Origin of the sequence: Erwinia sp. Leaf53 (assembly GCF_001422605.1) — a bacterium.
In the GTDB taxonomy this organism is placed as follows: domain Bacteria; phylum Pseudomonadota; class Gammaproteobacteria; order Enterobacterales; family Enterobacteriaceae; genus Erwinia.
Window position 1 is genome coordinate 204,802 of record NZ_LMLK01000025.1, and the last position, 24,655, is coordinate 229,456.

The following is a 24,655-nucleotide window of genomic DNA, read 5'->3' on the forward strand; positions in this document are numbered from 1 at the left end:
CGGCCCCGCGACTGCTTAGTACAGCGCTTTACCAGAGCTGTCTTTCACATTGGTTTTCCAGGCGGCACGGATCTGGCTGATAACCGACTCAGGCAGGGACGCATAGTCCAGGCCAGCGGTGGTTTTGCCGCCGTTTTTGTAGGCCCAGTCAAAGAACTTCAGCACCTCTGCGCCTTTCTCGGCGTTAGCCTGCTCTTTGTGCAGCAGGATAAAGGTGGTGGAGGTGATTGGCCACGCGTTGTCGCCTTTCTGGAAGGTCAGATCCTGAGCAAAGGATTTGCTCCAGTCTGCGCCTTTGGCCGCATCGCTGAAGCTCTGCTCGCCAGGGGAGATCGCTTTACCGTCGGCATCCACCAGCTTGGTGTAGGCCAGATTGTTCTGTTTAGCGTAAGCGTATTCTACGTAGCCGATTGAGCCCGGCAGACGCTGAACAAATGCGGCCACGCCGTCGTTACCTTTACCGCCCAGACCGGTTGGCCAGTTAACGGTGCTGCCTTTACCAATCTTGCTGCTCCAGTCGCTGTTGACTTTAGACAGGTAGCTGGTGAAGACGAATGAGGTGCCGGAACCGTCAGCGCGGCGCACCACGTTGATGTTCGAATCAGGCAGTTTCACGCCGGGGTTCAGTTTGGTGATCGCCGGGTCGTTCCACTTGGTGATGGTACCCAGATAGATATCGCCAACGGTTTTACCGTCGAGGATCAGCTGGCCGGACTTGATACCAGGAATATTAACTGCCAGTACCACGCCGCCAATAACCGTCGGAAACTGGAACAGGCCGTTCTTTTCCAGGTCTTCATCTTTCATTGGCGCATCAGAGGCACCGAAATCAACGGTTTTAGCGATGATCTGCTTCACGCCGCCGGAAGAACCGATGCCCTGATAGTTAACCTGGTTGCCCGTCGCGGTGTTGTACTCAGCGGCCCATTTGTTGTAAACCGGCGCCGGGAAGGTACCGCCTGCGCCGGTCAGGTTGGTGGCTGCCACGGCAGAGAAGGCGCTCACAGAAAGGGTGACTGCGACGAATTGAGCCAGAGTTTTGTGCATCAGTGTCATGTTCCCTCCAGGGGATAAAAAGGTCAGGCTGTGTGGCCGTTTGTCTGATTAATGATTGCTGCTGGAGGCAAAATAGGACAGTTTGGTGACAGTAAAATGTACGTTATATGACACTTTTGTGACTGCGGTCGTGAATCGTGACGTGATGAATTATTCGACTGACCGTTCAGTGAAACGACGGTCGCGTTGCTTCCGCTCTGCTGCCAGCGTCGGGGAAAGCCTGAGCAGCAGAGCGGGGGTTAGGATAAGGTTATTGTGCCACTTCCAGCGTGAACTGCTGCTGTTGCTGCGGCGCATCGCTCAGCATTCGCCCGCTGAGGGAAACCCGGTTGCTGCTGTCCACCTGCAGATAGTAGTGGGTCAGGGTGCTTATCCGCATATCGCTGAGGGAAACGACATCACCCAACTCAAGGCAGCCCCGGTGTGTTTTATCCACCGCCGACAGATAAAGGTCGTAGGAGGCAGACTTCGAATCTAAGTAGTAAACCCCGTTCGGACGCCACATCTCCCAGAAATTATTGCTGCCGGCCGATTTTATCTTGAGGTAGGTACCCGGGTTAGGCAGCAGACAGGAAGAGGGCCACAGCTCCTTACCGGTATCGATCCATTCATAAAGGCTGAACCGGTGCGCCTGCGATTTATCCGCCGTCAGCGTCAGATACTCGCCGCTGCTGCCGGCGATATAGCGGCCATCCAGCTGCGATTTCAGCACCACATTTTGATAACGCGCACTGTCTTTGGCCTTAAACGCCGGAACCGCTTCTGCACCGGGGGTATATGCCACTACCGGATAATGGTCTGAATACTCGGCAAAATTGGCCGCACTGTAGTTAAAGAAGTCCGGCGCTGACGAGGGTTGTAAGGCCCGTAAGGTGATGCCGGCATCCACGTTATCCTTAAACGACAGAACATAGTCGAGATACTCCCCTTTACTGCCCGGCCAGCTCCAGCCGGTCAGCTTATTGGTCTGCGGGTCCCAGGTGCTGTCTGCCCCCTCATAACGCGGCTCCACTACGTGCAGATGCTGCAACATCTGCCGGTATTCATCACTCCCCTTATTGACGTTAAGATCGCCGGCGATAAACACCCGTTCGTCAGCCGGAATGTGTTTCTCCAGCACCCAGTTACGGATCTCTTCAAACTGTGCGATACGGTACCAGGCATCGCTGCCCTGACTGCACAGGCTGTCCACCGCCTGAGTATGGGTGCCAAAAACGTGAATAATTTCGCCGCTGCCGTTCAGCGCGATTCTGGCATACACGGCACCCTTGGCCGCCACCGCGTCAAAACCACAGCCTTTATTATGAAAAATCATCTGTTCACGCTGCAGAATTTTATGGCGGCTGACAATTGCCACGCCACCGTTTTCAAGCTGCAGCGGGCTCCAGTTATTCTTTTTCGCATTCCAGCACTGATTATCGTTGCACTCTTTCTCTACCGGGGTGAAAGCCCGGCTCAGCACCGGGGTTTGCCAACGGTATCCCTGCTGAGAAAGACCATCCAGCAGGCGGTTGGTATCGTGCAGCGTGAACGCTTCATTAAGAACAATGACATCTGCATCGTTAAACAGCTTTCCCTTCAACATCAAATCAACGCGATCGCCCATCGTCAGCGGCCCGATGGTGGCCGGTGGCTGCGCCAGCAGGAAGGTATTGAAGGTCATAATTTTTACCGGCTCTGCCTGCACAAAAGAGGTAATACCCAGTAGTAGGCCGATTATCGTCCTGATTTTTAGCATGATTATTCCGTTCATCATTGAAAGATGCCCGATGATATCGGCTAAAAATGTGACTGCCAGAGATCAGATCTTAGTGAAATGATTTTAAGCAGAAATCCCTGTCATCCTTCCGGTCACGCCCTCACAACAGGCGCATTTCTGGCGATCGCCCTCTTTGCTACTGCCTTTACCACCCGCGAACGTTAACGCTGTCCGGGTTTAACTTTTCTGTCCCAACGCTTAAGAGGAATCGCGATGAACATTACTGCGGCTGTTGTTAATCAGACTAATGACCCTTACCAGCTGGAAACCTTAACGCTCACCCCACTGCAGGAAGATGAAGTGCGCGTCAGGGTGGTCGCCTCCGGCATCTGCCACTCCGATGAGGCGATGCGCGTCGGCGACGGGCCACACCCGTTCCCGGCCGTGTTCGGCCATGAAGGTGCGGGTATCGTTGAGCAGGTGGGCAGCCGGGTGCGCGGCATTCAGCCCGGCGACCACGTGGTGATGTCATATGCCTGGTGCGGCCACTGTGCTTACTGCCGCCACGGCCATCCGTCACACTGCGTGGACTTCCACAAAATGAACTCTGACGGCCTGCGCCATGACGGCAGCACGCTGTTTCAGCGGGAAGACGGGACGCCGGTAACCAGCTTCTTTTACCAGTCCTCCTTTGCCACTTACACCAACACCACCGCCAACAACCTGATCGTGGTGGATAAGGCGCTGGATCTGCGGCTGATGGCCCCGCTGGCCTGCGGCCTGCTGACCGGCTCCGGCACGGTCTTTAACGCGCTGAAACCGGCACCGGGCAGCGCGATGGCGGTGTTTGGCACCGGCGCGGTGGGTATGGCGGCGATCATGGCGGCAAAAATCGCCGGCTGCGATCCGATTATCGCCGTCGATATTCATGACCAGCGGCTCTCGCTGGCGAAGGAGCTGGGGGCAACCCACACCATTAACAGCACGAAAGCGCAGGCGACGACAGCCATCCGCGAGCTGACCGGCGGCAAAGGGGTGGCGTATGCGCTGGATACCAGCGGCCTGACCAGCGTGATGCAAAGTGCGCTGGAGAGCGTGGCGATTGGCGGCACCTTTGCACCGCTGGCGGTGGCGCGCCCGGAGCTGGCCCTGAACCCGATGCGCGATCTGATCGCCGTCAGCCGCCATATTGCCGGGGTGCTGATGGGCGATGCGGTGCCGCAAAGCAGCATTCCACAGCTGATTCGCTGGTATCAGAACGGCCAGTTTCCCTTCGATAAGCTGGTAAAATTCTACGATTTTGCCGATATCAACCAGGCGCAGGCAGACTCGGCCAGCGGCCTGGCGATCAAACCGGTGCTGATTATCGATCGCAGCTATGCGCCTGCGCAGGCCGCCGGTTGAGGGCGAAAGGCCACCGTTTCAAAGGCAGGCCACCGTGCCCGGGGCCTGTCTGAAGCCTGTCTGGCAGGATAACGGACTGCGCGGCGCCGGTACGGCAGTATTGAAGATCCGTCATCGCGCAACCCTGCCGGCCGGCATACGCGTTAGGTGGCCGCATACAGCCGCTGCGCTTTACGCGGCCGCGCCGCCCACAACGAGGCCGCGACGATCATTCCGCCGCCCACCCAGGCGCTGGTGCTGAGCTGTTCCTGCAGCCAGACGGTGGCAAACAGCGCGCCAAACAGCGGCTCTGACCCCATCAGCAGCGCGGCGCGGGTCGGTGTGGTGCGCTTCAGCGCGTAGTTCTGTGCAAAGAAGGCGAACAGCGTGCACAGCCCCACCAGCCACAGCGTCGCCAGCCAGAACGCCGGGCTGACCGGCAGCTGCGGGATGCCTTTTGCCGTCACCAGCAGCAGCAACAGGGCGCCGCTGGCGACGACACCGGTTTGCACACAGGTCAGCGCCAGCGCCGGGATCTCGCGATGCCGCGTCAGCTTTTTGGTCAGGCAGACCATCAGCGCGCGCAGCAGTGCCGCCGCCAGCATCAGCCCGTCCCCCGCGTTCAGGGTCAGCGGGCTGGCCCCGGTCAGCAGCAGCGCGCCGCACAGCGACAGCAGCGCCGCCAGCAGAATGTCGTTTTCAGGTCGCTGGCGCAGCAGCAACCACTCCACCAGCGGCGTCAGCACCACGCACAGGCCGATCAGAAACGCGGCGTTGCTGGCGCTGGTGTGGGCGATGCCGTAAGTCTCGCAGAGGAAAATAGCTAACAGCACGCCGCCCAGGACCAGCCCCGGGCCTGCCGCCTGTCGCCAGTGGCGGCGCAGCGTCGGCAGCAGAACAGCGAAGGTCAGCCCGAAGCGGATAAACAGAAAGCCCGCTACCGGGTAAAACCACAGCGCCTGCTTCGCCACGCCGTAGCTGCTGCCCCAGACCATCGCCACCGCCAGTAACATCCACTCCGCACCGCCCGTGCGGTACCGCTGCTGTTGTTCCACCGTTTTCCCGCCCTCTGTACGTTTACCTGCGCCAAGTATGCTATTTTTCCTCAGGCGGAATAATCCGTGCCGGCAAACAAGACTTTTGCGCTATGCGAACAAATCAGCTGATGGGCCTGCTGCCGTATATGGCGGTGTTTGTAAAAGTGGTGGAGCTGGGCAGCTTCTCGGCGGCGGCTGAGCAGCTGGGCAGCAGCGCCTCGTCGGTCAGCCGTCAGATCGCCAGCCTGGAAGCGGCGCTGGGCGTGCGCCTGCTGGAGAGAACCACCCGCCGGCTGCGCTTAACCGAGGCGGGCAGCGCTGCCTGGGCGCGCTGTGACGAGATGCTGCGCTCGGCCCGCTCGGTGGTGACGCTCTCCGAACAGGCTGGCGACACGCCGCAGGGCTGCGTGCGGCTCAGCGTGCCGCGCGCTATCGGCAACCAGCTGATCGCACCAGCGGTGCCGGAATTTTTGCGACGCTTCCCCCAGGTCGATCTGCAGTTAATGATGACCGATCGGCCACTGGACCTGATCGCCGGTGAAATTGACCTGGCGATCCGGATCACGGACCAGCCGCCGCCCGGGCTGGCCGGTCGCCCGCTCAGGCACATCAGCCACGTGCTCTGTGCCAGCCCGGGCTACCTGCACCAGCGCGGTACGCCGCAGCATCCGCGCGATCTGCCGCAGCACGACTGCATCTGGCTGGCGGAACGGCCCGGCGATAACAGCTGGCGGCTGCGCCACGGCGAGACGCAGGAAGAGCAGGCCGTGACCGTGCGCGGCCGCTACGCCACCAACCACAGCCGCGCGCGGCTGGAGGGCGTCATCGCCGGGCTGGGCATCGGCTGTATTCAGCGCTTTACCGCCGCACAGGCGCTGGCGGAGGGACAGGTGGTGGCGGTGCTGCCGGAATGGGAATATATGACCTCGTATTACGGCACCGCCTGGCTACTGTGGCAGCCTAACCGCTTTCTGCCGCCCAAATGCCGGGCGCTGATCGACTTTCTGCTGGAGAAGCTGGCGGATACGCCGCAGCAGGATTAGCGCCAGCCGGTCAGCCACAGGTTAATTTATCTCAGCGCTGACGCCACCTTCTGTCACCCACGCGCGCAGAAAATCGATAAAGGCTCTGACCCGTGCCGGCAGATGGCGGCTGTCCGGCCACAGGGCGTAAACGCCCTGATCGGGGAACCGGTACTGCGGCAACAGCCGCTGCAGGCGACCTTCCACCAGCGGCTGTCTCACCAGCCACTCGGGCAGCAGCGCCACGCCGCAGCCGGCGGCGGCAAACGCCAGCAGCGCCGAGGCGCTGTCGCTGGAGAAACGGGCCGGGCCGCTAATCTCCATCTCTACTGCTCCCTCCGGCCCGGTAAGCGACCAGCGCCTCGGTGACGCCAGCCGCTGGTGGAGTATCCAGTCGGCCTCAGCCAGCCCGGCCAGCGTGGTAACCGGGTGAGCCGCCAGCCAGCCAGGTGAAGCAACCGGCAGGATGGTGAACCGTTCAATGGCGGCAGCCCGGTAGCTGGAGTCGGCGAGTTTACCGAGCCTGATCGCCACGTCGAAGCGTTCAGAGATCAGGTCGGCGTGAGCCGACGAGGAGACGTGGCGAACCTGCAGCTGCGGATGCTGCTGCGCGAAGGCGGCCAGCGCCGGGATCACCTTACGCGCACCGTATTCTGCGGTGCTGGTGACCGTCAGCTCACCGCTCAGGCTGAGATGGTTTTGCCGCACCTCCTGCTCCAGCGCATCGCTCTCGGCCAGCAGGCGCAACGCGCGGATATAAAACGCTTCACCACTCTGCGTCAGCGCCAGCCGGCGGGTGGTACGCAGCAGCAGCGCAACCCCTAGATCCGCCTCCAGACGACCAATATTGAAGCTGATAGCCGCTTTTGTCTGCCGCAGCGTGGCAGCGGCGGCCGTAAAGCTGCCCGCCTCGACCACGGCAACAAATATCGCCACTCTTTGCAAATTCAGCACCGTCAGGCTCCATATTGTCAAAATTGCTTTGACAGTTTATCAGCCGTAACGCGGTTTTTCCCGCCGGACATCGCGCCTATAGTGAGCCCTTTTTCGCAGGCAGGTGATCACCGTGCAGTATCGCAGCAAAGTGGCAGGGGTGTTTCTGGCGGGGTTTTTCCTCGATCTGGTCAATATGTTTATCGCCGGAGTGGCCTATCCGGCTATCGGCCAGGCGCTGCAGGCTCCGGTGTCCGGGCTGGCGTGGGTCAGCAACGGCTATATCTGCGGCCTGACGCTGGCGATCCCGCTCAGCGCCTGGCTGACGCAGCGCTTCGGCGCACGCCGCGTCTTTGTGCTGTCGCTGCTGCTGTTTATGGCCGCTACGCTGGCAAGTGGCTGTGCAGGAACGCTGGGTGGCCTGGTGGCCTGGCGTATTCTGCAGGGGGCCGGCGGCGGGCTGCTGATCCCGGTCGGTCAGGCGCTCACCTGGCAGCTTTACCCACCGCACCAGCGCGCCAGGCTCGCCTCGGTCGTGATGCTGGTGGCGCTGCTGGCTCCGGCGCTGTCGCCGACGCTGGGCGGGCTGCTGGTGCAGGCGCTGAACTGGCGCTGGGTGTTTTTTGCCAGCCTGCCGCTGGCCGCAGTAACGCTGCTGCTGGCGCTGTGCTGGCTGCGGCAGGAGCCGCCTGCCACTGAACACACGCCGCTCGACCTGCCCGGCCTGCTGGGCGGCTGCAGCGGTCTGTTGCTGGTGCTGCTGGCGATGACCCGTCTTAGCGAAGCGGACGGTGCAGGTGGGGGACTGGCGCTGCTGCTGGCCGGGCTGGGGCTGCTGGCAGGGTTTGTCCGTCGCTGCCGCCGTCACCCCACGCCGCTGTTCAGCGTGGCGCTGCTGTCAGAGCCGCTGCTGCGCTTTTCGATGGGCGTTTATCAGTGCGTACCGGGGCTGTTTATGGGCGTCAGCCTGCTGGCGATGCTGTGGCTGCAGACGGTGGTGGGTCTCTCAGCCGCGCAGTGCGGGATGCTGATGATCCCCTGGTCGCTGGCATCCGGGCTGGCGATCGCCACCACCGGCAGAACGTTCAACCGGCTTGGCCCGCGACCGCCGATCGTCGCCGGCTGCCTGCTGCAGGCCGCAGGCATCGTGCTGCTGGCACAGGTGACCGCGGCCCACCCGTACCCGCAGCTGATTGCTGCCTTTACGCTGATGGGGCTGGGCGGCAGCCTGTGCAGCAGCACCGCGCAGAGCAGCGCCTTTCTGCAGATCCCCGCCGCTGAGCTGCCGCAGGCCAGTGCGCTGTGGAATATCAACCGCCAGCTGAGCTTCTGTTTCGGCGTGGCGCTGCTCAGCCTGCTGCAGAATCTGCTGATCGGGCATCTTGCCGCAAGACCCGCCTGGGCCTTTACCTTCTATACTGCGGCGGCGGGCAGCCTGATCCCGGCGCTGCTCAGCGGTCGTATCAACAACCGCGCGGTTAAACAGCAATTATTAAACGAGGAGAACGCATGATGAATCGCTATATCAGGGAAGTGGTCGATGCTCACGTTGCCATTGAGAGCTGGCTGGGAAAAGGCGAGGGCGAACTGGCGGCGCTGCTGGGCCGTTTTCACCGGGACTTTTCGATGGTGACGCCGGGCGGCGCTAAGATTGATTACGCCGCGCTGAGCACGCTGTTCAGAACGCAGCGTGACGGCCGGCCGGGGCTGGTGATTGAGACAGACGAGTGCCTGGTGCTGCAGGAGGGGCCAGACGGGGCCACCGTACTGTATCGCGAGCGGCAGACGTTGCCGGAACAGGGCAGCAGCCTGCGCTGGTCAACGGCGGTGTTCAGCCTGGAGAACGGTAAGCCGCTCTGGCGGCATCTCCACGAAACCGCGATCCCCTGAAGTAACCCGTGGCAGGCCGCGTTGCATCCTGCCACCGCCGCTTCTATGCTTGATCTACGCACGTTTTCCGCCCGCCAGCGGGCCACTCTGGATGCAGTACTCTCCCTGAGCACGGATACCGATGAAAACCTGTTTTATTATCCGGCATTCAGGTCAGCAGGCTCGGCTGGCTGAAACCCTGCTTAACGTGCCATTTAACGGCCTGCAGCGGCTTGGGTTAACCCGGGCCGCTTTGCTGCGGGACGAGTTGGCCACCGTCAGCAGGGCGTGTTGCAAACAGATACGAGAGAGTGAGATGGCCAGACTATCCGTCGCCGCAGCCTGCCTGCTGTGTGCCTTTACCAGCAGCGCCCGGGCACAGACCGTACTGAAAACCGAACGCTGCTTAAGCGGGTCGGTTATTCAGGATCGGCTGCTGGAAAAAGAGTACGTGGCGGGAGATTTTCACCTGTTCTACAGCCTGCAGGGTAACGATCGCCTGCACCATACCGGGGACAGCAACGGCAACGGCACCCCGGACAGCATTGAGAATATGGCGATACAGCTGCAGGCGGCGCAGCGCTTCTACTCCGGCGCGCTGGGGCTGCGCTCGCCGCTGCGGCAGAAGGTGTTCGCGAACGCCGGGCAGATCAATATCTACGTGCTGCGCAAGGATCGCGGCAAGGGCGCGGCTTTTGATAAGGTGTCGCGGGAGAGGATGGCTGACGGCACCACTCTGCCGTGCGCCCTTAAGCTGATCGTCGATACCTCGGTCAACCCGCTGCGCAACGTCACCCCGGCCCACGAGCTGTTTCACCTCTACCAGTACGGTTACGGCGTATTCAAGCAGCGCTGGTATCTGGAAGGGATGGCCCGCTGGCTGGAGATGCCGTACAGGGACAGCAGCAAAGGGATGGCCGCAGCCGCACCCTCGCTGAACTGCCCGGACTACGCTAACGCCAGCTATGACGCGGCGATTTTCTGGCATCGCTACGCGCAGCGCTACTTTGCCCCGGTAGATGTCCCGGCCGGGCTGCGGCAGCTGACCTATACCGACGGCAGCCCGGTGTTTAAACAGTCGGCGCTGCCCGGCGGTGCGATGCTGGCGCCGTTCTTCGACAGCCTGTTCCGCGCCAGCCAGCAGATTTCGCAGCAGCAGCAGGTGGCCAACACGCAGTGGACGGAGAAGATGCAGCGCTCCCCGCAGTTCAGCCAGGATATCTGTGATGCGCTCTCTGCCATTACCCCACAACGCGGCGCAGCGGCGCGCTGATTCGCGGGCATAAAAAATCCGGCCTGACGAGCGGGCCGGATTTTATCAGCGTCAACCGATAAGGGTGCGGATTACTCCACGGTCACCGATTTCGCCAGGTTACGCGGCTGATCGACGTCGGTGCCTTTGATCAGCGCCACGTGGTAGGAGAGCAGCTGCAGCGGCACGGTGTAGAAGATCGGTGCAATCACCTCTTCGACGTGCGGCAGCGGGATAATGCGCATGCCTTCACTGTTGGCAAAGCCGGCGTCCACGTCGGCAAACACGTACAGCAGGCCGCCGCGCGCGCGCACCTCTTCGATGTTCGACTTCAGCTTCTCCAGCAGTTCGTTGTTCGGTGCCACCACAATCACCGGCATATCGGCATCGATCAGCGCCAGCGGGCCGTGCTTCAGCTCGCCCGCCGCGTAGGCTTCCGCGTGAATGTAGGAGATCTCTTTCAGCTTCAGCGCCCCTTCCATGGCGATCGGGTACTGATCGCCGCGGCCGAGGAACAGCGCGTGATGCTTGTCGGAGAAGTCTTCCGCCAGCGAGGCGATCAGCTCGTCCTGCGACAGCATCTGCTCAATGCGGCTCGGCAGCGCCTGCAGACCGTGCACAATATCGTGCTCAACCTGCGGGTCCATCCCTTTCAGGCGGCCGACCTTCGCCACCAGCATCAGCAGCACGGTGAGCTGGGTGGTGAACGCCTTGGTGGAGGCCACGCCGATTTCGGTGCCGGCTTTGGTCATCAGCGCCAGGTCTGACTCGCGCACCAGCGACGAGCCGGCCACGTTACAGACAGCCAGCGAGCCGAGGTAGCCCAGCTCTTTTGACAGGCGCAGCGCCGCCAGCGTGTCGGCGGTTTCGCCGGACTGCGACAGGGTGATCAGCAGGCTGTTCTTACGCACCGCCGACTTGCGGTAGCGGAACTCGGAAGCGATCTCCACGTCACAGGGCACGCCCGCCAGCGATTCGAACCAGTAGCGGGAAACCATACCGGAGTTGTAGGAGGTGCCGCAGGCGACGATCTGGATATGCTCGACCTGCGCCAGCAGGGCTTCCGCCTGCGGTCCCAGCTCGGAGAGATCGACTTCGCCGTGGCTGAAACGCCCGCTGAGGGTGTTTTTAATCGCTACCGGCTGTTCGTAGATCTCTTTCTGCATGTAGTGACGGTATTCGCCCTTGTCACCGGCGTCGTAGGTAGCGTGGGATTCAATCTCCGCGCGCTTCACCGCGTTGCCGTGACGATCGACCACCTTCACCTCGCGGCGGGTAATTTCCGCCACGTCACCCTCTTCAAGGTAGATAAAGCGGCGGGTCACCGGCAGCAGCGCCAGCTGGTCAGAGGCGATAAAGTTCTCGCCGACGCCGCGGCCGATCACCAGCGGGCTGCCGGAACGGGCGGCCACCAGCGTTGACGGGTCGCGGCTATCCATGATCACCATGCCGTAGGCACCGCGCAGCTGTGGGATCACCCGCAGCACGATCTCATGCAGCGTGCCGCCCTGCTGCTGCTCCCAGTGCACCAGGTGCGCCACCACTTCGGTGTCGGTCTCCGAGGCAAAACGGTAACCGCGGGCGATCAGCTGCTCGCGCAGCGGCTCGTGGTTCTCAATAATGCCGTTATGCACCACGTAGATGTGATCTGAGATATGCGGGTGGGCATTCGCTTCCGACGGCTCGCCGTGGGTAGCCCAGCGCGTGTGCGCAATCCCGGTTCCGCCGTGCAGCGGAGTCTGTTCCGCCGCCCCGGCCAGCTCCTGTACTTTACCCAGACGACGCAGGCGCGTGGCCTGGCCTTCGGCATTCACCACCACCAGACCGGCGGAGTCATAGCCGCGGTATTCCAGACGACGCAGCCCTTCAAGCAGGATTTCAGCAATATCACGCTGCGCTACAGCACCAACAATTCCACACATAAGTTATTTTCCTGACTAAGCGGCGTTTCAGCGCCGCCCGCGTTGTCTTCTGACCTGATTGTCCGGTTTTTACCGGTTCCCCGAGCCTTGTAGAGAGTGGGGATTATTTTTATGTTTACTGCCTTTTCCGCGCCGGTTCATGCCGGCGCGTGAGAATTTATTGTTTCTTTACCGGGCGCTGCCAGTTAGCGTTCAACTGCTGCTCTTTACGGTTATAAACCAGCCCGGCCGCCGGCACGTCGCGCATGATGGTGGTGCCGGCGGCGATGGTCACGCCGTCCGCCACGGTGACCGGCGCGATCAGCTGAGTATCCGAGCCGACAAACACATCATCGCCGATCACGGTTTTCGATTTATTGACGCCGTCGTAGTTGCAGGTGATGGTGCCGGCACCGATATTGACGTTGGCACCGATCTCGGCGTCGCCGAGGTAGCTGAGGTGGCCGGCCTTCGAGCCCTTGCCGAGGCGGGCTTTTTTCATCTCAACAAAGTTGCCGACGTGGGCACCTTCCGCCAGCTCGCTGCCGGGGCGCAGGCGGGCAAACGGCCCGACGGTGCAGCCCGCGGCCAGCCCGGCGTCTTCAATCACCGAGTAAGGACTTATCACGCTGTCATCGGCAATCACGCTGTTTTTAATCACACAGCCCGCGCCAATCTGCACGCGATCGCCGAGCGTTACCTTGCCCTCGATGATCACGTTAACGTCGATCAGAACGTCGCGGCCGTGTACCAGCTCACCCCGGAGGTCAAAACGTGCCGGATCCTGCAGCATCACGCCTGCCAGCAGCAGTTTTTCTGCCTGCTCAGCCTGATACACCCGCTCCAGCGTTGCCAGCTGCAGGCGGTTATTGATGCCGTCGGTCTCCGTGGTGCGTGCAGGGTGGACAGCCTCGATGCGGCGGCCCTCCTGATGGGCAAGAGCGATAATGTCGGTAATGTAGTATTCGCCCTGCGCGTTGTTGTTGGTCAGCCTGCCGAGCCAGCGCTTCAGATCCGCGCCGTTGGCCAGCAGAATGCCGGTGTTGATCTCGTTAATCAGCAGCTGCGCCGGCGCGGCGTCTTTCTGCTCGATAATACCGGTGACACTGCCGTTTTCACGAATGATACGGCCGTAGCCGGTCGGGTTATCCAGCACCACGGTCAGCAGACCAATGCCACCTTCAGGTTTCGCCTGCTGCAGGCGCGTCAGCGTCTCTACCGAGATTAGCGGCACGTCGCCGTACAGCATCAGGATGTCTTCGTCATCGGCAAAGTGCGGTGCCGCCTGCTGCATCGCGTGGCCGGTGCCCAGCTGTTCCGCCTGCAGCACCCAGTTCAGCGTGTCGTCGTTCAGCGTGCTCTGCAGCAGCTCGCCGCCGTGGCCGTACACCAGGTTAATGCGGCGTGCGTCCAGCGCGCGGGCAGCATCGATCACGTGTTGAACCATCGGCTTCCCGGCCAGCTTGTGCAGTACTTTTGGCAGGTCAGAGTACATACGGGTTCCTTTACCAGCAGCAAGGATCACCACGCTCATCGGCTTTGCAGACATAAACATCCTGATTGGGGTTGAAGAGAGGAAAGTAAAACGGTTTAGCGTTAAGAATACTACATTTTTCTCGGGTCGAAATTAGCTTTCAGACAGGCGGAAGGGGGGGATCGGGCAAAAAAAATGCCGGGCAGTTTCCTGTCCGGCATTTAGCGCTTAAACCTGAGTTACATCGCTTTTTTGGTCAGCTCAATGACGCGCAGTTTAGCAATGGCTTTCGCCAGCTCTGCGGATGCCATTGCGAAGTCCACGTCGCCGTGTGAGCTGTTCATATGCTCTTCGGCTTTACGCTTAGCTTCCAGCGCACGGGCTTCATCAAGATCGCTGCCGCGGATCGCGGTGTCAGCCAGCACGGTAACCGCGCCAGGCTGCACTTCCAGCACGCCGCCGGAGAGGTAAATCACCTCTTCGTCGCCGTGCTGCTTAACGATGCGAACCATACCAGGCTTAATGGCAGTCAGGAGCGGGGCGTGGTTAGGGCGAATACCCAGCTCACCTTCGCTGCCTGAAACCTGGATGCTCTGTACCAGCCCGGAGAACATCTGTTGCTCCGCGCTGACCACGTCCAGGTGAAACGTCATAGCCATAGTTAACCTCCCGGTAAACCATCACCCTCTGAGCGCGGGCGGCCTGCGCCGTCCGCACCCGTCAGGGGAGATGATTACAGTTTTTTCGCTTTTTCCACGGCTTCGTCGATCGAACCGACCATGTAGAAAGCCTGCTCTGGCAGATGGTCGAACTCGCCTTCCATGATGCCTTTAAAGCCACGGATGGTATCTTTCAGCGACACGTATTTACCCGGAGAACCGGTGAATACTTCTGCCACGAAGAACGGCTGGGACAGGAAACGCTGCATCTTACGCGAGCGTGCTACCACCAGTTTGTCTTCTTCTGACAGTTCGTCCATACCCAGGATGGCGATGATGTCTTTCAGTTCCTGATAACGCTGCAGCAGTGACTGAACGCCACGCGCGGTGTCATAGTGTTCCTGACCAACAACCAGTGGATCCAGCTGACGGCTGGTAGAATCCAGTGGGTCAACCGCCGGGTAGATACCCAGAGACGCGATCTGACGGCTCAGTACCACGGTCGCATCTAAGTGTGCGAAGGTGGTGGCTGGAGACGGGTCAGTCAGGTCATCCGCAGGGACGTAAACGGCCTGTACGGAGGTGATAGAACCGGTTTTGGTTGAGGTGATACGTTCCTGCAGAACGCCCATCTCTTCCGCCAGCGTTGGCTGGTAACCTACCGCAGAAGGCATACGACCCAGCAGGGCTGATACTTCAGTACCGGCCAGGGTGTAACGGTAGATGTTATCGATGAACAGCAGTACGTCACGACCTTCGTCACGGAACTTCTCCGCCATGGTCAGACCGGTCAGCGCTACGCGCAGACGGTTACCTGGTGGCTCGTTCATCTGGCCATAGACCAGGGACACTTTGTCGATAACGTTGGAGTCAGTCATCTCGTGGTAGAAGTCGTTACCTTCACGGGTACGCTCGCCCACGCCGGCAAATACCGAGAAACCTGAGTGCTCAGCCGCGATGTTACGGATCAGCTCCATCATGTTTACGGTTTTACCTACACCCGCGCCGCCGAACAGGCCAACTTTACCGCCTTTGGCAAACGGACACATCAGGTCGATAACCTTGATGCCGGTTTCCAGCAGTTCCTGCGAGTTAGACTGATCTTCGTAAGAAGGTGCTGAACGGTGAATCGCCCAGCGCTCTTCTTCGCCGATGTCGCCTTTCATATCGATTGGCTCACCCAGCACGTTCATGATACGGCCAAGTGTTGCGGTACCTACAGGTACTTCGATCGGGTGCTCAAGGTCAACCGCTTCCAGGCCACGCTTCAGGCCGTCAGAAGAACCCATGGCGATGGTACGAACCACGCCGCCACCCAGCTGCTGCTGAACTTCCAGCACCAGACGAGCATCACCATTTTTAACCTCAAGGGCGCTGTACACTTGTGGTACTGCGTCCTGAGGGAATTCGACGTCAACTACGGCGCCGATTACCTGGACAATCTTTCCAGTAGCCATCTTGAATCCTCTACCTAATTCATTAAACCTGGTTAAACCGCGGAGGCCCCCGAGACGATCTCGGTAAGTTCCTGGGTGATGCTGGCCTGACGAGCCTTGTTGTATACCAACTGCAGCTCTTTGATCAGGTTTCCGCCGTTATCGGTTGCGGCTTTCATCGCCACCATTCGCGCGGCCTGCTCGCTGGCCAGGTTTTCTACAACACCCTGGTAAACCTGAGACTCGACGTAGCGGCGCAGTAACGTGTCCAGCAGCGCTTTCGGATCCGGTTCATACAGATAGTCCCAGGTACTCTTCTTCACAACGCCTTCCGCGTCATCTGCTGGCGGTAACGGCAGCAGCTGGGCGATCTGTGGAGACTGAGACATGGTGTTGATAAATTTGTTGCTGACGATAAACAGCTTGTCGATACGGCCTTCATCGTATGCCTGCAGCATCACTTTGACCGGGCCGATCAGGTCGGAGAGGGCAGGTTTATCACCCAGACCGTTGACCTGTGCAACCACATTGCCACCGACAGAGCCGAAGAACGACATCCCTTTGGAACCGATAATCGCCATATCACTTTCGACGCCTTTATCAGACCAGGATTTCATATCCGTCAGCACGCGTTTGAACAGGTTAATGTTCAAACCACCACACAGCCCGCGGTCGGTAGATACGACCAGATAGCCGACGCGTTTAACGTCACGATCTTCCAGGTATGGGTGTTTATATTCCAGATTACCTAACGCAATGTGACCAATCACTTTGCGCATGGTCTCTGCATAAGGACGGCTGGCCGCCATGCGTTCTTGCGATTTACGCATTTTGGAGGCGGCGACCATTTCCATCGCTTTGGTGATCTTCTGCGTGTTTTGCACGCTGCCGATCTTACTACGTATCTCTTTTGCGCCGGCCATTAGCTTCTCCTCAAAGCCTTGCGGCCTGCCCCGTAAGGGACAAGCCGCCAGACATTACCAGGACTGGGTTGCTTTAAACGTTTCGAGGAGGCCTTTCAGCTTCTCTTCGATTTCGCCGTTATAGTTACCAGACTGGTTGATATCAGCCATCAGCTCAGCGTGATCGCGATCCGCATAAGCCAGCAGGGCCGCTTCGAAGCTACCGATTTTCGCCAGTTCGACGTCATTCAGGAAGCCACGCTCGGCAGCAAACAGCACCAGACCCTGCTGCGCTACGGACATCGGCGCATACTGTTTCTGTTTCAGCAGCTCGGTCACTTTCTGACCGTGGCTCAGCTGTTTGCGGGTTGCTTCATCCAGATCGGAGGCGAACTGCGAGAACGCCGCCAGTTCACGATACTGTGCCAGCGCGGTACGGATACCACCGGACAGTTTCTTGATGATCTTGGTCTGAGCAGCACCACCTACACGAGATACCGAGATACCCGGGTTAACCGCCGGACGAATACCGGAGTTAAACAGGTTGGTTTCCAGGAAGATCTGACCATCGGTAATCGAGATTACGTTGGTCGGAACGAACGCAGAAACGTCACCCGCCTGGGTTTCGATGATTGGCAGCGCGGTCAGGGAGCCGGTTTTACCTTTCACTTCACCGTTGGTGAAACGCTCGACGTAGTCGGCGCTCACGCGGGAAGCACGCTCCAGCAGACGGGAGTGGAGGTAGAACACGTCGCCAGGGAAGGCTTCACGACCCGGTGGACGGCGCAGCAGCAGAGAAACCTGACGATAAGCAACGGCCTGTTTAGACAGGTCATCGTATACGATCAGCGCGTCTTCACCGCGGTCACGGAAGTATTCACCCATCGCACAACCGGCATACGGTGCCAGGTACTGCAGCGCAGCAGACTCAGATGCGGTTGCAACCACAACGATGGTGTTAGCCAGCGCGTTGTGCTCTTCCAGTTTACGTACCACGTTAGCGATGGTAGACGCTTTCTGGCCGATAGCCACGTACACACATTTGATGCCGGAATCACGCTGGTTGATGATTGCATCGATCGCCATCGCGGTTTTACCGGTCTGACGGTCACCGATGATCAGCTCACGCTGGCCACGGCCGATTGGAATCATCGCATCAACAGATTTGTAGCCGGTCTGTACAGGCTGGTCAACGGACTGACGGTCGATAACGCCCGGTGCAATCACTTCGATCGGCGAGAAGCCGTCGTTGTCGATAGCGCCTTTACCGTCAATAGGAGCACCCAGGGTGTTCACTACGCGACCCAGCAGGCCACGGCCAACCGGTACTTCCAGGATACGGCCAGTACACTTAACCTTCATGCCTTCGGCGAGGTCAGCGTATGGGCCCATCACAACTGCACCTACGGAGTCGCGCTCCAGGTTCAGTGCGATGGCATAACGGTTACCAGGCAGGGCGATCATCTCACCCTGCATCACGTCGGCCAAGCCGTTAACGCGAATGATACCGTCACTTACAGAAACGATTGTACCTTCGTTGTGAGCTTCGCTCACTACATTGAACTGAGCAATGCGCTGCTTGATCAGTTCGCTGATTTCGGTGGAATTCAGTTGCATATGCTCCAGTCCCCTTAAGACTGCAAGACGTCGGTAAGGCGCTCAAGACGGCCGCGTACGCTGCCATCAATGACCATATCACCCGCACGGATGATTACGCCTGCCATTACAGACTTATCAATTTTGCAATTCAGCTTAACTTTGCGTGACAGACGTTTTTCCATCGCAGCGCTGATTTTGGTCAGCTGCTCGTCACTTAATGCAGTGGAGGAAATCACCTCAACGTCGGCGGTCGCATCATGTGCGGCACGCAGTTGGATGAACTGCTCCAGTACATCGGCAAGTGCTGGCAAACGTTTGTTTTCAGCCATCACCTTAATCAGGTTCTGACCGGCTTCGTCGAGTTGGTCACCACAGATGGCGATGAAGGCACCAGACAACGCTTCCGGCGCCAGTGCGCCGGAAAGAAGTTCTGTTACCTGTTCATTGCCAGCCACTTCGGCGGCAAATGCCAGCATCTGCTGCCAGCCATCGACGCTTTGATGCTCAACCGCAAAGTCAAAAGCGGCTTTAGCGTAGGGGCGAGCTACGGTAGTAAATTCAGACATCAGCCCCTCCCTTACAGTTCAGCGACCAGTTTATCAACGATGTCGCTGTTAGCAGCTTCATCCACGGAACGTTCAATGATTTTCTCGGCGCCGGCGATTGCCAGCATCGCGACCTGCTTACGCAGCTCTTCACGTGCACGTTTGCGTTCGGCATCAATTTCTGCCTGCGCCTGAGTGACGATCTTGCTACGTTCCTGCTCAGCCTCTGCTTTAGCGTCGTCCAGGATCTGAGCGCGGCGTTTGTTCGCCTGCTCAATAATCACCTGGGCTTCCTCTTTCGCTTTTTTCAGCTGATCGGTCGCATTAGCCTGCGCGAGATCCAGATCTTTCTTGGCACGTTCAGCGGAAGCAAGGCCATCAGCAACTTCTTTCTGGCGCTTTTCAATGGCGGCCATAATCGGCGGCCATACGTACTTCATGCAGAACGCTACAAACAGGATGAACGCGATAGCCTGGCCGAGGATTGTTGCGTTAATGTTCACAGCACAATGCCTCTTGTTAAGTTAACTTTTTCTGCCGCTGTCTCAGACCGCGGCAGAAGCCGTTCATCACCCAGCTTGCACTGCGTGATGAACAATCGGTTCATTACGCGACAGCAAACATCACGTACAGACCCAGACCAACGGCGATCATTGGGATTGCATCCACCAGACCCATTACAACAAAGAACTGCGTGCGCAGCAGAGGAATCAGATCCGGTTGGCGCGCGGCGCCTTCCAGGAATTTGCCTCCGAGGATGCCGATACCGATTGCAGCACCGATTGCCGCCAGGCCCATCATCACAGCGGCAGCCATGTACAGCAGATCCATATTCAGGTTTTCCATGACAGTCTCCAGTTTGTTTCAGTTAAAACGCAGTAGTGTTGAGAAAAAAATCAATGTTCTTCAGATGCCATCGACAGATAGACAATCGTTAAGACCATGAAAATGAAAGCCTGTAGCGAAATGATCAGGATGTGGAAAATGGCCCATGGCACATTCAGAACCCACTGTGACCACCACGGCAACAGACCGGCAATCAGGATAAAAATCAATTCACCCGCATACATGTTTCCGAACAGTCGCAGACCCAGAGAAACTGGTTTGGACAGCAGGCTCACACCTTCCAGAATCAGGTTGATCGGAATGAAAACAGGGTGATTGAAGGGTTGCATCGTCAGCTCTTTGGTAAAGCCGCCAATACCTTTCATCTTGACGCTGTAGAACAGAATCAAAATAAATACGCCAAGCGCCATCGACAACGTGATGTTCACGTCAGCAGAAGGCACCACACGCAGCGCTGGCAGGCCAAACACGTGCTCGCCGATGTACGGCAGCAGGTCGATTGGCAGCAGGTCCATGAAGTTCATCAGGAACACCCAGACGAAGATCGTCAGGGCCAGCGGAGCGATTACTTTGCTTTTACCGTGGTACATGTCGCGCACGTTGTCGTCAACAAAACCGACAACCAGCTCGATTGCGGCCTGGAATTTGCCCGGCACGCCGCTGGTTACTGACTTCGCAACGCTGCGGAACAGCACCAGGAACAGAACTCCCAGCACCACAGAGAAAAACATGGAGTCGATATTTAAAGTCCAGAACGTCGCCGGAGCGTCGTGCTTCACTAGCTCGAAGGTACGCAGGTCCAACTGAAGGTGCGTCAGATGGTGACCTATGTATTCTTGCGGCGTAGAGATTTCTCCTGCAGCCATGATGCCTCTTACCCTTTGTTGTTAATTACAGCCGGTGCGACGATTTGTACTATCACCACCGATAACCAGGCCAGTCCCAGCGGCATAAAGGCCGCCTTAAACACGCCTAACGCCACCATCAGAATCACTATCGTTACCGTCACCTTCAACGCTTCACCCAGAGCGAACGTCCAGGCCAGCCTTCCCGTGACTTCGTGTCCCGCCTGGTGGCGCCAGGCAAAAATCATAAACAACACGTTCGGCAGCCAGGCCGCCACGCCACCCGCTAAGGCGGATAAGCCCCAGGTCAACTCTTTCAGGGCAAACAGCGCTCCGATCAAGACCAGGGTCCCCAGCTGCAACATCAGCACGGTTCGGGCAAATTTCACTCTGTAAAGGGACACTGACATGACGCTGAAACTCTCCTGCCCCGAGGGGATGTCGCGTGTCGTATCACGCTGCCCGCGCTCGCGCGAGTCAAGCAGCAAAAAACGTGCAAATTATACGGTGCGCACCTGTGATTTCAATGGATAAGTCGAGAAAAGGTGAACAATTATTTAAATTTCTTTCGAGTTCGCTATTTTTGCAAAGCGGCAACTTCCGTCCTGGCCGACCCTTTGCATGTAATTCAAGGTGCTATTTGCTCATAAAGCGTGCGTAAGATCACAATTCAGTAATGTTATTGCGGATAATTATTCTGGTATTTGTCAGTTTTTAGTTTAAACAGTGTTAATATTTTCATTAAATTCAACAAGATAGACTTATTAAATTTAAAAACGGTTGGTTATCTTGATAAAAACCTTTCATTGACATCCGTAGCAAATATTTAACACCGCCAATGCTATTACTCACGCCAACTTATTACGCGCTCATATTTTCATGCGTGACTAATGTCTCGGGTAAAATGGCTGAAAAAAGTGACACCCATGATAATGAATTGTGAATCAGCCGTTAAATGTAACCAAGGCTTGCAGATCGTGTCTGTCGGCAGATTTAATGTCAACGCGGCTGCTGCGTCCACCTCTTTCTCACATTTTCATCCTGAATCTCGCTTCTGTCTGCCACCCTGCCCTCTTCTGCACACGCGGATAAAAGATCGCACTTTTCAACGGATACCCGCCATCGGCGCTTTTACGCCGGCCGGTTAAGGAAGATTAAGACCGTTCAGAGGAAAAAAAAGCGGTCAACATGCAGGTTGCTGACCGCTTTGATGATCGGGCCGCGCAATCAGCACGATTTTGTCGGGCCCGACGCGGGTCAGGGTTTGCGGGTCAGCACCAGCAGATGCCGCTCACCTTCCAGCTCAGGCACCTGCAGTTGTGCCACCTTTTCCAGGCTGAAACCGGCCGGCAGGCTGTCCAGTTCGTCCTGCGGTACCACGCCTTTCAGCGCATAAAAACGCCCCTGCGGCCCCGGCAGGTGGTGGCACCAGCTGAGCATATCGTGCAGCGAGGCGAAAGCCCGGCTGATCACCCCGTCAAACGGCGGCTCGGCCGGAAACACCTCAACGCGGCTCTGCACCGGCGTAATGTTGTCCAGCTTCAGCTCGTGCTGTACCTGCTTAAGGAAGCGAATGCGTTTCCCCAGGCTGTCCAGCAGGGTGAAGTGGCTGTCCGGGCGTACGATCGCCAGCGGAACGCCGGGCAGGCCGGGGCCGGTGCCGACGTCGATAAAACGCTGGCCGGTCAGGTGGGGTTCCACCACCACGCTGTCGAGGATATGGCGCACCAGCATCTGCTCCGGGTCACGCACCGAGGTCAGGTTGTAGGCTTTGTTCCATTTGTGCAGCAGTTCAACATAGCCGACCAGCTGCTGTTTCTGCTGTTCGGAGAGTTCAATACCGGCTTTGCGCAGCAGAGCAGAGAGTTTATTAATCACGTGGGTTCGCTTCCGTCGAAAGGCCGGGTTGCCCCGGCCTGAGAGCAGGTTACGCGCTTTTGCGCAGTAAGCCCTGCTTTTTGAGATAAATCAGCAGGATCGAAATCGCCGCCGGGGTGATCCCGGAGATGCGGCCAGCCTGGCCAATCGATCCCGGTTTGTGATCGTTGAGTTTGGCGATCACTTCGTTGGAGAGGCCGCTTACCTGGCGGTAGTCGAGGTCGACCGGCAGCAGGGTGTTCTCGTTGCGCAGCTGGCGGTCGATCTCCTCCTGCTGGCGGGCGATATAGCCTTCGTACTTCACCTGGATCTCAACCTGATCGGCCGCTTCAGCATCATCCAGCGCCGGCGCGTAGGCGCTGAGGCCCGTCAGCAGGCGGTAGGTCATCTCCGGACGACGCAGCAGATCTTCGCCGCTGGCCTCTTTGGTCAGCGGTGCGCTGAGTGCGCCGTTGATCTCGGTCACCGATTCGGTTTTCGGGTGTACCCAGATGTCACGCAGGCGCTGACGCTCCAGCTCGATGCGCTCCAGCTTCTGGTTAAAGCGTGCCCAGCGGGCGTCGTCGACCAGGCCCAGCTCGCGGCCGGCGGCGGTCAGGCGCATATCGGCGTTGTCTTCACGCAGCATCAGGCGGTATTCCGCGCGTGAGGTAAACATACGGTACGGCTCTTTGGTACCAAGGGTGCAGAGGTCGTCGACCAGCACGCCCAGATAGGCCTGATCGCGACGCGGCGCCCAGCCCTCTTTATCGGCCGAGTAGCGTCCGGCGTTCAGGCCGGCCAGCAGGCCCTGTGCCGCCGCTTCTTCATAGCCGGTGGTGCCGTTAATCTGACCGGCAAAGAACAGGCCCTGAATATATTTACTTTCCAGCGTCGGCTTCAGGTCGCGCGGGTCGAAGTAATCGTACTCAATCGCGTAGCCAGGACGGATAATTTTGGCGTTTTCCATCCCCTGCATTGAGCGGACGATCTGCATCTGTACGTCAAACGGCAGGCTGGTGGAGATGCCGTTCGGGTAAATTTCGTTGCTGGTCAGTCCTTCCGGCTCAAGGAAGATCTGATGGGCGTTTTTATCGGCAAAACGCATCACCTTGTCTTCGATCGACGGGCAGTAGCGTGGACCGATCCCTTCGATCACCCCGGCGTACATCGGGCTGCGATCGAGGTTGTTGCGGATCACCTCATGGGTTTTTTCGTTGGTGTAGGTGATCCAGCACGGCACCTGACGCGGATGCTGGCTGACGTCGCCCATAAACGAGAACACCGGCAGCGGCGTGTCGCCGTGCTGCGGGGCCAGCACGCTGAAGTCGATGGTACGCGCATCGATGCGCGGCGGCGTACCGGTTTTCAGGCGGCCCACGCGCAGCGGCAGCTCACGCAGACGCTGAGACAGGGAAATCGACGGCGGATCGCCGGCACGGCCACCGCTGTAGTTATCCATGCCGATATGAATTTTACCGTCGAGGAAGGTCCCTACGGTGAGTACCACTGACCTGGCGCGGAACTTCAGGCCCATCTGGGTCACGGCACCGACCACCCGATCGTTTTCGACGATCAGATCCTCAACTGCCTGCTGGAAGATCATCAGGTTCGGCTGATTCTCCAGCGCGGTGCGTACCGCCTGACGGTAGAGCACGCGGTCGGCCTGCGCACGGGTCGCCCTGACGGCAGGCCCTTTGCTGGCGTTTAGTATCCTAAACTGGATGCCGGCCTGGTCAATGGCGTGTGCCATCAGGCCACCCAGTGCGTCCACTTCTTTAACCAGATGTCCTTTCCCGATGCCGCCGATCGCCGGGTTGCAGGACATCTGCCCCAGCGTGTCGATGTTGTGGGTTAATAACAGGGTTTGCTGACCCATCCGGGCAGCGGCCATCGCGGCTTCTGTCCCCGCATGACCACCACCGATTACGATGACGTCAAAAGGATCTGGATAAAACATGGTACTGCACCTCGCGGTTTGTGCGAATGAAGGGGGATCGTTGTCCGGGGCGTGGATTCTACTCAACTTTAGCGGACGGTGAAAGCGTCGGGATCCCTGGGTATTAAAAAGAAGATCTTTTTTATTTAAAGATCTCTTTGTTAGATCTTTCTATTAGGATCGTCGATCTCTGTGGATAAGCCTGATTAGCCGATAACGATCAACCGATTAGAGACGATCGTTAGTTGTGAATGATCGGTGATCCTTTCGCGTATAAGCTGGGATCAAAATAGGTACTTATGCACAGGCTCAGGAAAGCACCTGGGTTTTTATTGGGATAACCACCGGTTTTCACCGGGTAATTCGTTATGTTATCCACAGATAAGCGGTGCGAAAATGGA

General features: G+C 58.5%; 22 protein-coding genes. 5 read left to right on the top strand and 17 right to left on the bottom strand.

Annotation, left to right across the window (positions count from 1 at the left end; all coding sequences use genetic code 11):
• Positions 1-15: 15 nt before the first annotated feature.
• Positions 16-1,056, bottom strand: a complete 1,041-nt coding sequence (gene pstS / locus ASF13_RS20690; RefSeq protein WP_056241079.1) for a phosphate ABC transporter substrate-binding protein PstS — start codon at positions 1,054-1,056, stop codon at positions 16-18.
• A gap of 250 nt (positions 1,057-1,306) precedes the next feature.
• Entirely contained in the window at positions 1,307-2,794 is a 1,488-nt protein-coding gene (locus ASF13_RS20695) for a sphingomyelin phosphodiesterase (protein ID WP_056241081.1), read from the bottom strand.
• 234 nt (positions 2,795-3,028) lie between these two features.
• Between ASF13_RS20695 and ASF13_RS20700 the strand changes: the two genes are divergently transcribed.
• On the top strand, positions 3,029-4,159 hold the full coding sequence (locus tag ASF13_RS20700) for an NAD(P)-dependent alcohol dehydrogenase (RefSeq protein WP_056241082.1): 1,131 nt from the start codon (positions 3,029-3,031) through the stop codon (positions 4,157-4,159).
• Between the two features lie 143 nt (positions 4,160-4,302).
• On the opposite strand, the gene ASF13_RS20705 is transcribed toward ASF13_RS20700, so the two are convergent.
• Positions 4,303-5,193 (bottom strand): DMT family transporter, encoded by an 891-nt coding sequence (locus ASF13_RS20705; protein ID WP_200929801.1) that lies wholly within the window; start codon positions 5,191-5,193, stop codon positions 4,303-4,305.
• A 92-nt stretch (positions 5,194-5,285) separates the two neighbouring features.
• Between ASF13_RS20705 and ASF13_RS20710 the strand changes: the two genes are divergently transcribed.
• The gene (locus tag ASF13_RS20710) at positions 5,286-6,218 is read left to right on the top strand and encodes a LysR family transcriptional regulator (protein ID WP_056241087.1); all 933 of its coding nucleotides are present in this window, start codon (positions 5,286-5,288) and stop codon (positions 6,216-6,218) included.
• Positions 6,219-6,239: 21 nt separating this feature from the next.
• Here ASF13_RS20710 and ASF13_RS20715 read toward each other — a convergent pair whose 3' ends face one another.
• The gene (locus ASF13_RS20715; RefSeq protein ID WP_056241091.1) at positions 6,240-7,151 is read right to left on the bottom strand and encodes a LysR family transcriptional regulator; all 912 of its coding nucleotides are present in this window, start codon (positions 7,149-7,151) and stop codon (positions 6,240-6,242) included.
• Positions 7,152-7,263: 112 nt separating this feature from the next.
• Between ASF13_RS20715 and ASF13_RS20720 the strand changes: the two genes are divergently transcribed.
• The 3 genes from ASF13_RS20720 (at position 7,264) to ASF13_RS20730 (ending at position 10,272) form a co-directional block, all read left to right on the top strand.
• Positions 7,264-8,643, top strand: a complete 1,380-nt coding sequence (locus ASF13_RS20720; RefSeq protein WP_056241220.1) for an MFS transporter — start codon at positions 7,264-7,266, stop codon at positions 8,641-8,643.
• Positions 8,643-9,020, top strand: coding sequence for a DUF4440 domain-containing protein (locus tag ASF13_RS20725; RefSeq protein WP_056241222.1), 378 nt, complete (start codon positions 8,643-8,645; stop codon positions 9,018-9,020). Before ASF13_RS20720 ends, ASF13_RS20725 begins: the two co-directional genes overlap by 1 nt.
• 295 nt (positions 9,021-9,315) lie before the next feature.
• Positions 9,316-10,272, top strand: a complete 957-nt coding sequence (locus ASF13_RS20730; protein ID WP_056241225.1) for a hypothetical protein — start codon at positions 9,316-9,318, stop codon at positions 10,270-10,272.
• Between the two features lie 71 nt (positions 10,273-10,343).
• Here ASF13_RS20730 and glmS read toward each other — a convergent pair whose 3' ends face one another.
• The 13 genes from glmS to mnmG form a co-directional block, all read right to left on the bottom strand.
• Positions 10,344-12,173: a glutamine--fructose-6-phosphate transaminase (isomerizing) gene (glmS, locus tag ASF13_RS20735; protein ID WP_056241094.1), complete on the bottom strand. Its 1,830-nt coding sequence runs from the start codon at positions 12,171-12,173 to the stop codon at positions 10,344-10,346.
• 157 nt (positions 12,174-12,330) lie between these two features.
• Entirely contained in the window at positions 12,331-13,701 is a 1,371-nt protein-coding gene (gene glmU / locus ASF13_RS20740) for a bifunctional UDP-N-acetylglucosamine diphosphorylase/glucosamine-1-phosphate N-acetyltransferase GlmU (protein WP_056241097.1), read from the bottom strand.
• Positions 13,702-13,865: 164 nt separating this feature from the next.
• Complete coding sequence (locus tag ASF13_RS20745) at positions 13,866-14,285, bottom strand: F0F1 ATP synthase subunit epsilon (RefSeq protein ID WP_056241099.1); 420 nt, start codon at positions 14,283-14,285, stop codon at positions 13,866-13,868.
• A 74-nt stretch (positions 14,286-14,359) separates the two neighbouring features.
• Positions 14,360-15,742, bottom strand: a complete 1,383-nt coding sequence (gene atpD, locus ASF13_RS20750) for a F0F1 ATP synthase subunit beta (protein ID WP_056241101.1) — start codon at positions 15,740-15,742, stop codon at positions 14,360-14,362.
• 32 nt (positions 15,743-15,774) lie between these two features.
• Positions 15,775-16,644, bottom strand: coding sequence for a F0F1 ATP synthase subunit gamma (atpG, locus tag ASF13_RS20755; RefSeq protein WP_056241103.1), 870 nt, complete (start codon positions 16,642-16,644; stop codon positions 15,775-15,777).
• Between the two features lie 54 nt (positions 16,645-16,698).
• Positions 16,699-18,240, bottom strand: coding sequence for a F0F1 ATP synthase subunit alpha (atpA, locus tag ASF13_RS20760; protein ID WP_048917945.1), 1,542 nt, complete (start codon positions 18,238-18,240; stop codon positions 16,699-16,701).
• Between the two features lie 14 nt (positions 18,241-18,254).
• The gene (atpH, locus tag ASF13_RS20765; RefSeq protein ID WP_056241105.1) at positions 18,255-18,788 is read right to left on the bottom strand and encodes a F0F1 ATP synthase subunit delta; all 534 of its coding nucleotides are present in this window, start codon (positions 18,786-18,788) and stop codon (positions 18,255-18,257) included.
• An 11-nt stretch (positions 18,789-18,799) separates the two neighbouring features.
• Complete coding sequence (atpF, locus tag ASF13_RS20770; protein WP_056241107.1) at positions 18,800-19,270, bottom strand: F0F1 ATP synthase subunit B; 471 nt, start codon at positions 19,268-19,270, stop codon at positions 18,800-18,802.
• A gap of 103 nt (positions 19,271-19,373) precedes the next feature.
• Positions 19,374-19,613, bottom strand: coding sequence for a F0F1 ATP synthase subunit C (gene atpE, locus ASF13_RS20775; RefSeq protein WP_003849523.1), 240 nt, complete (start codon positions 19,611-19,613; stop codon positions 19,374-19,376).
• A 50-nt stretch (positions 19,614-19,663) separates the two neighbouring features.
• The gene (gene atpB / locus ASF13_RS20780; RefSeq protein ID WP_056241112.1) at positions 19,664-20,479 is read right to left on the bottom strand and encodes a F0F1 ATP synthase subunit A; all 816 of its coding nucleotides are present in this window, start codon (positions 20,477-20,479) and stop codon (positions 19,664-19,666) included.
• An 8-nt stretch (positions 20,480-20,487) separates the two neighbouring features.
• Positions 20,488-20,868 (bottom strand): F0F1 ATP synthase subunit I, encoded by a 381-nt coding sequence (gene atpI, locus ASF13_RS20785; protein WP_056241117.1) that lies wholly within the window; start codon positions 20,866-20,868, stop codon positions 20,488-20,490.
• Positions 20,869-21,715: 847 nt separating this feature from the next.
• Positions 21,716-22,336 (bottom strand): 16S rRNA (guanine(527)-N(7))-methyltransferase RsmG, encoded by a 621-nt coding sequence (rsmG, locus tag ASF13_RS20790; RefSeq protein ID WP_056241121.1) that lies wholly within the window; start codon positions 22,334-22,336, stop codon positions 21,716-21,718.
• Positions 22,337-22,385: 49 nt separating this feature from the next.
• The gene (mnmG, locus tag ASF13_RS20795; protein WP_056241123.1) at positions 22,386-24,275 is read right to left on the bottom strand and encodes a tRNA uridine-5-carboxymethylaminomethyl(34) synthesis enzyme MnmG; all 1,890 of its coding nucleotides are present in this window, start codon (positions 24,273-24,275) and stop codon (positions 22,386-22,388) included.
• Positions 24,276-24,655 lie beyond the last annotated feature (380 nt).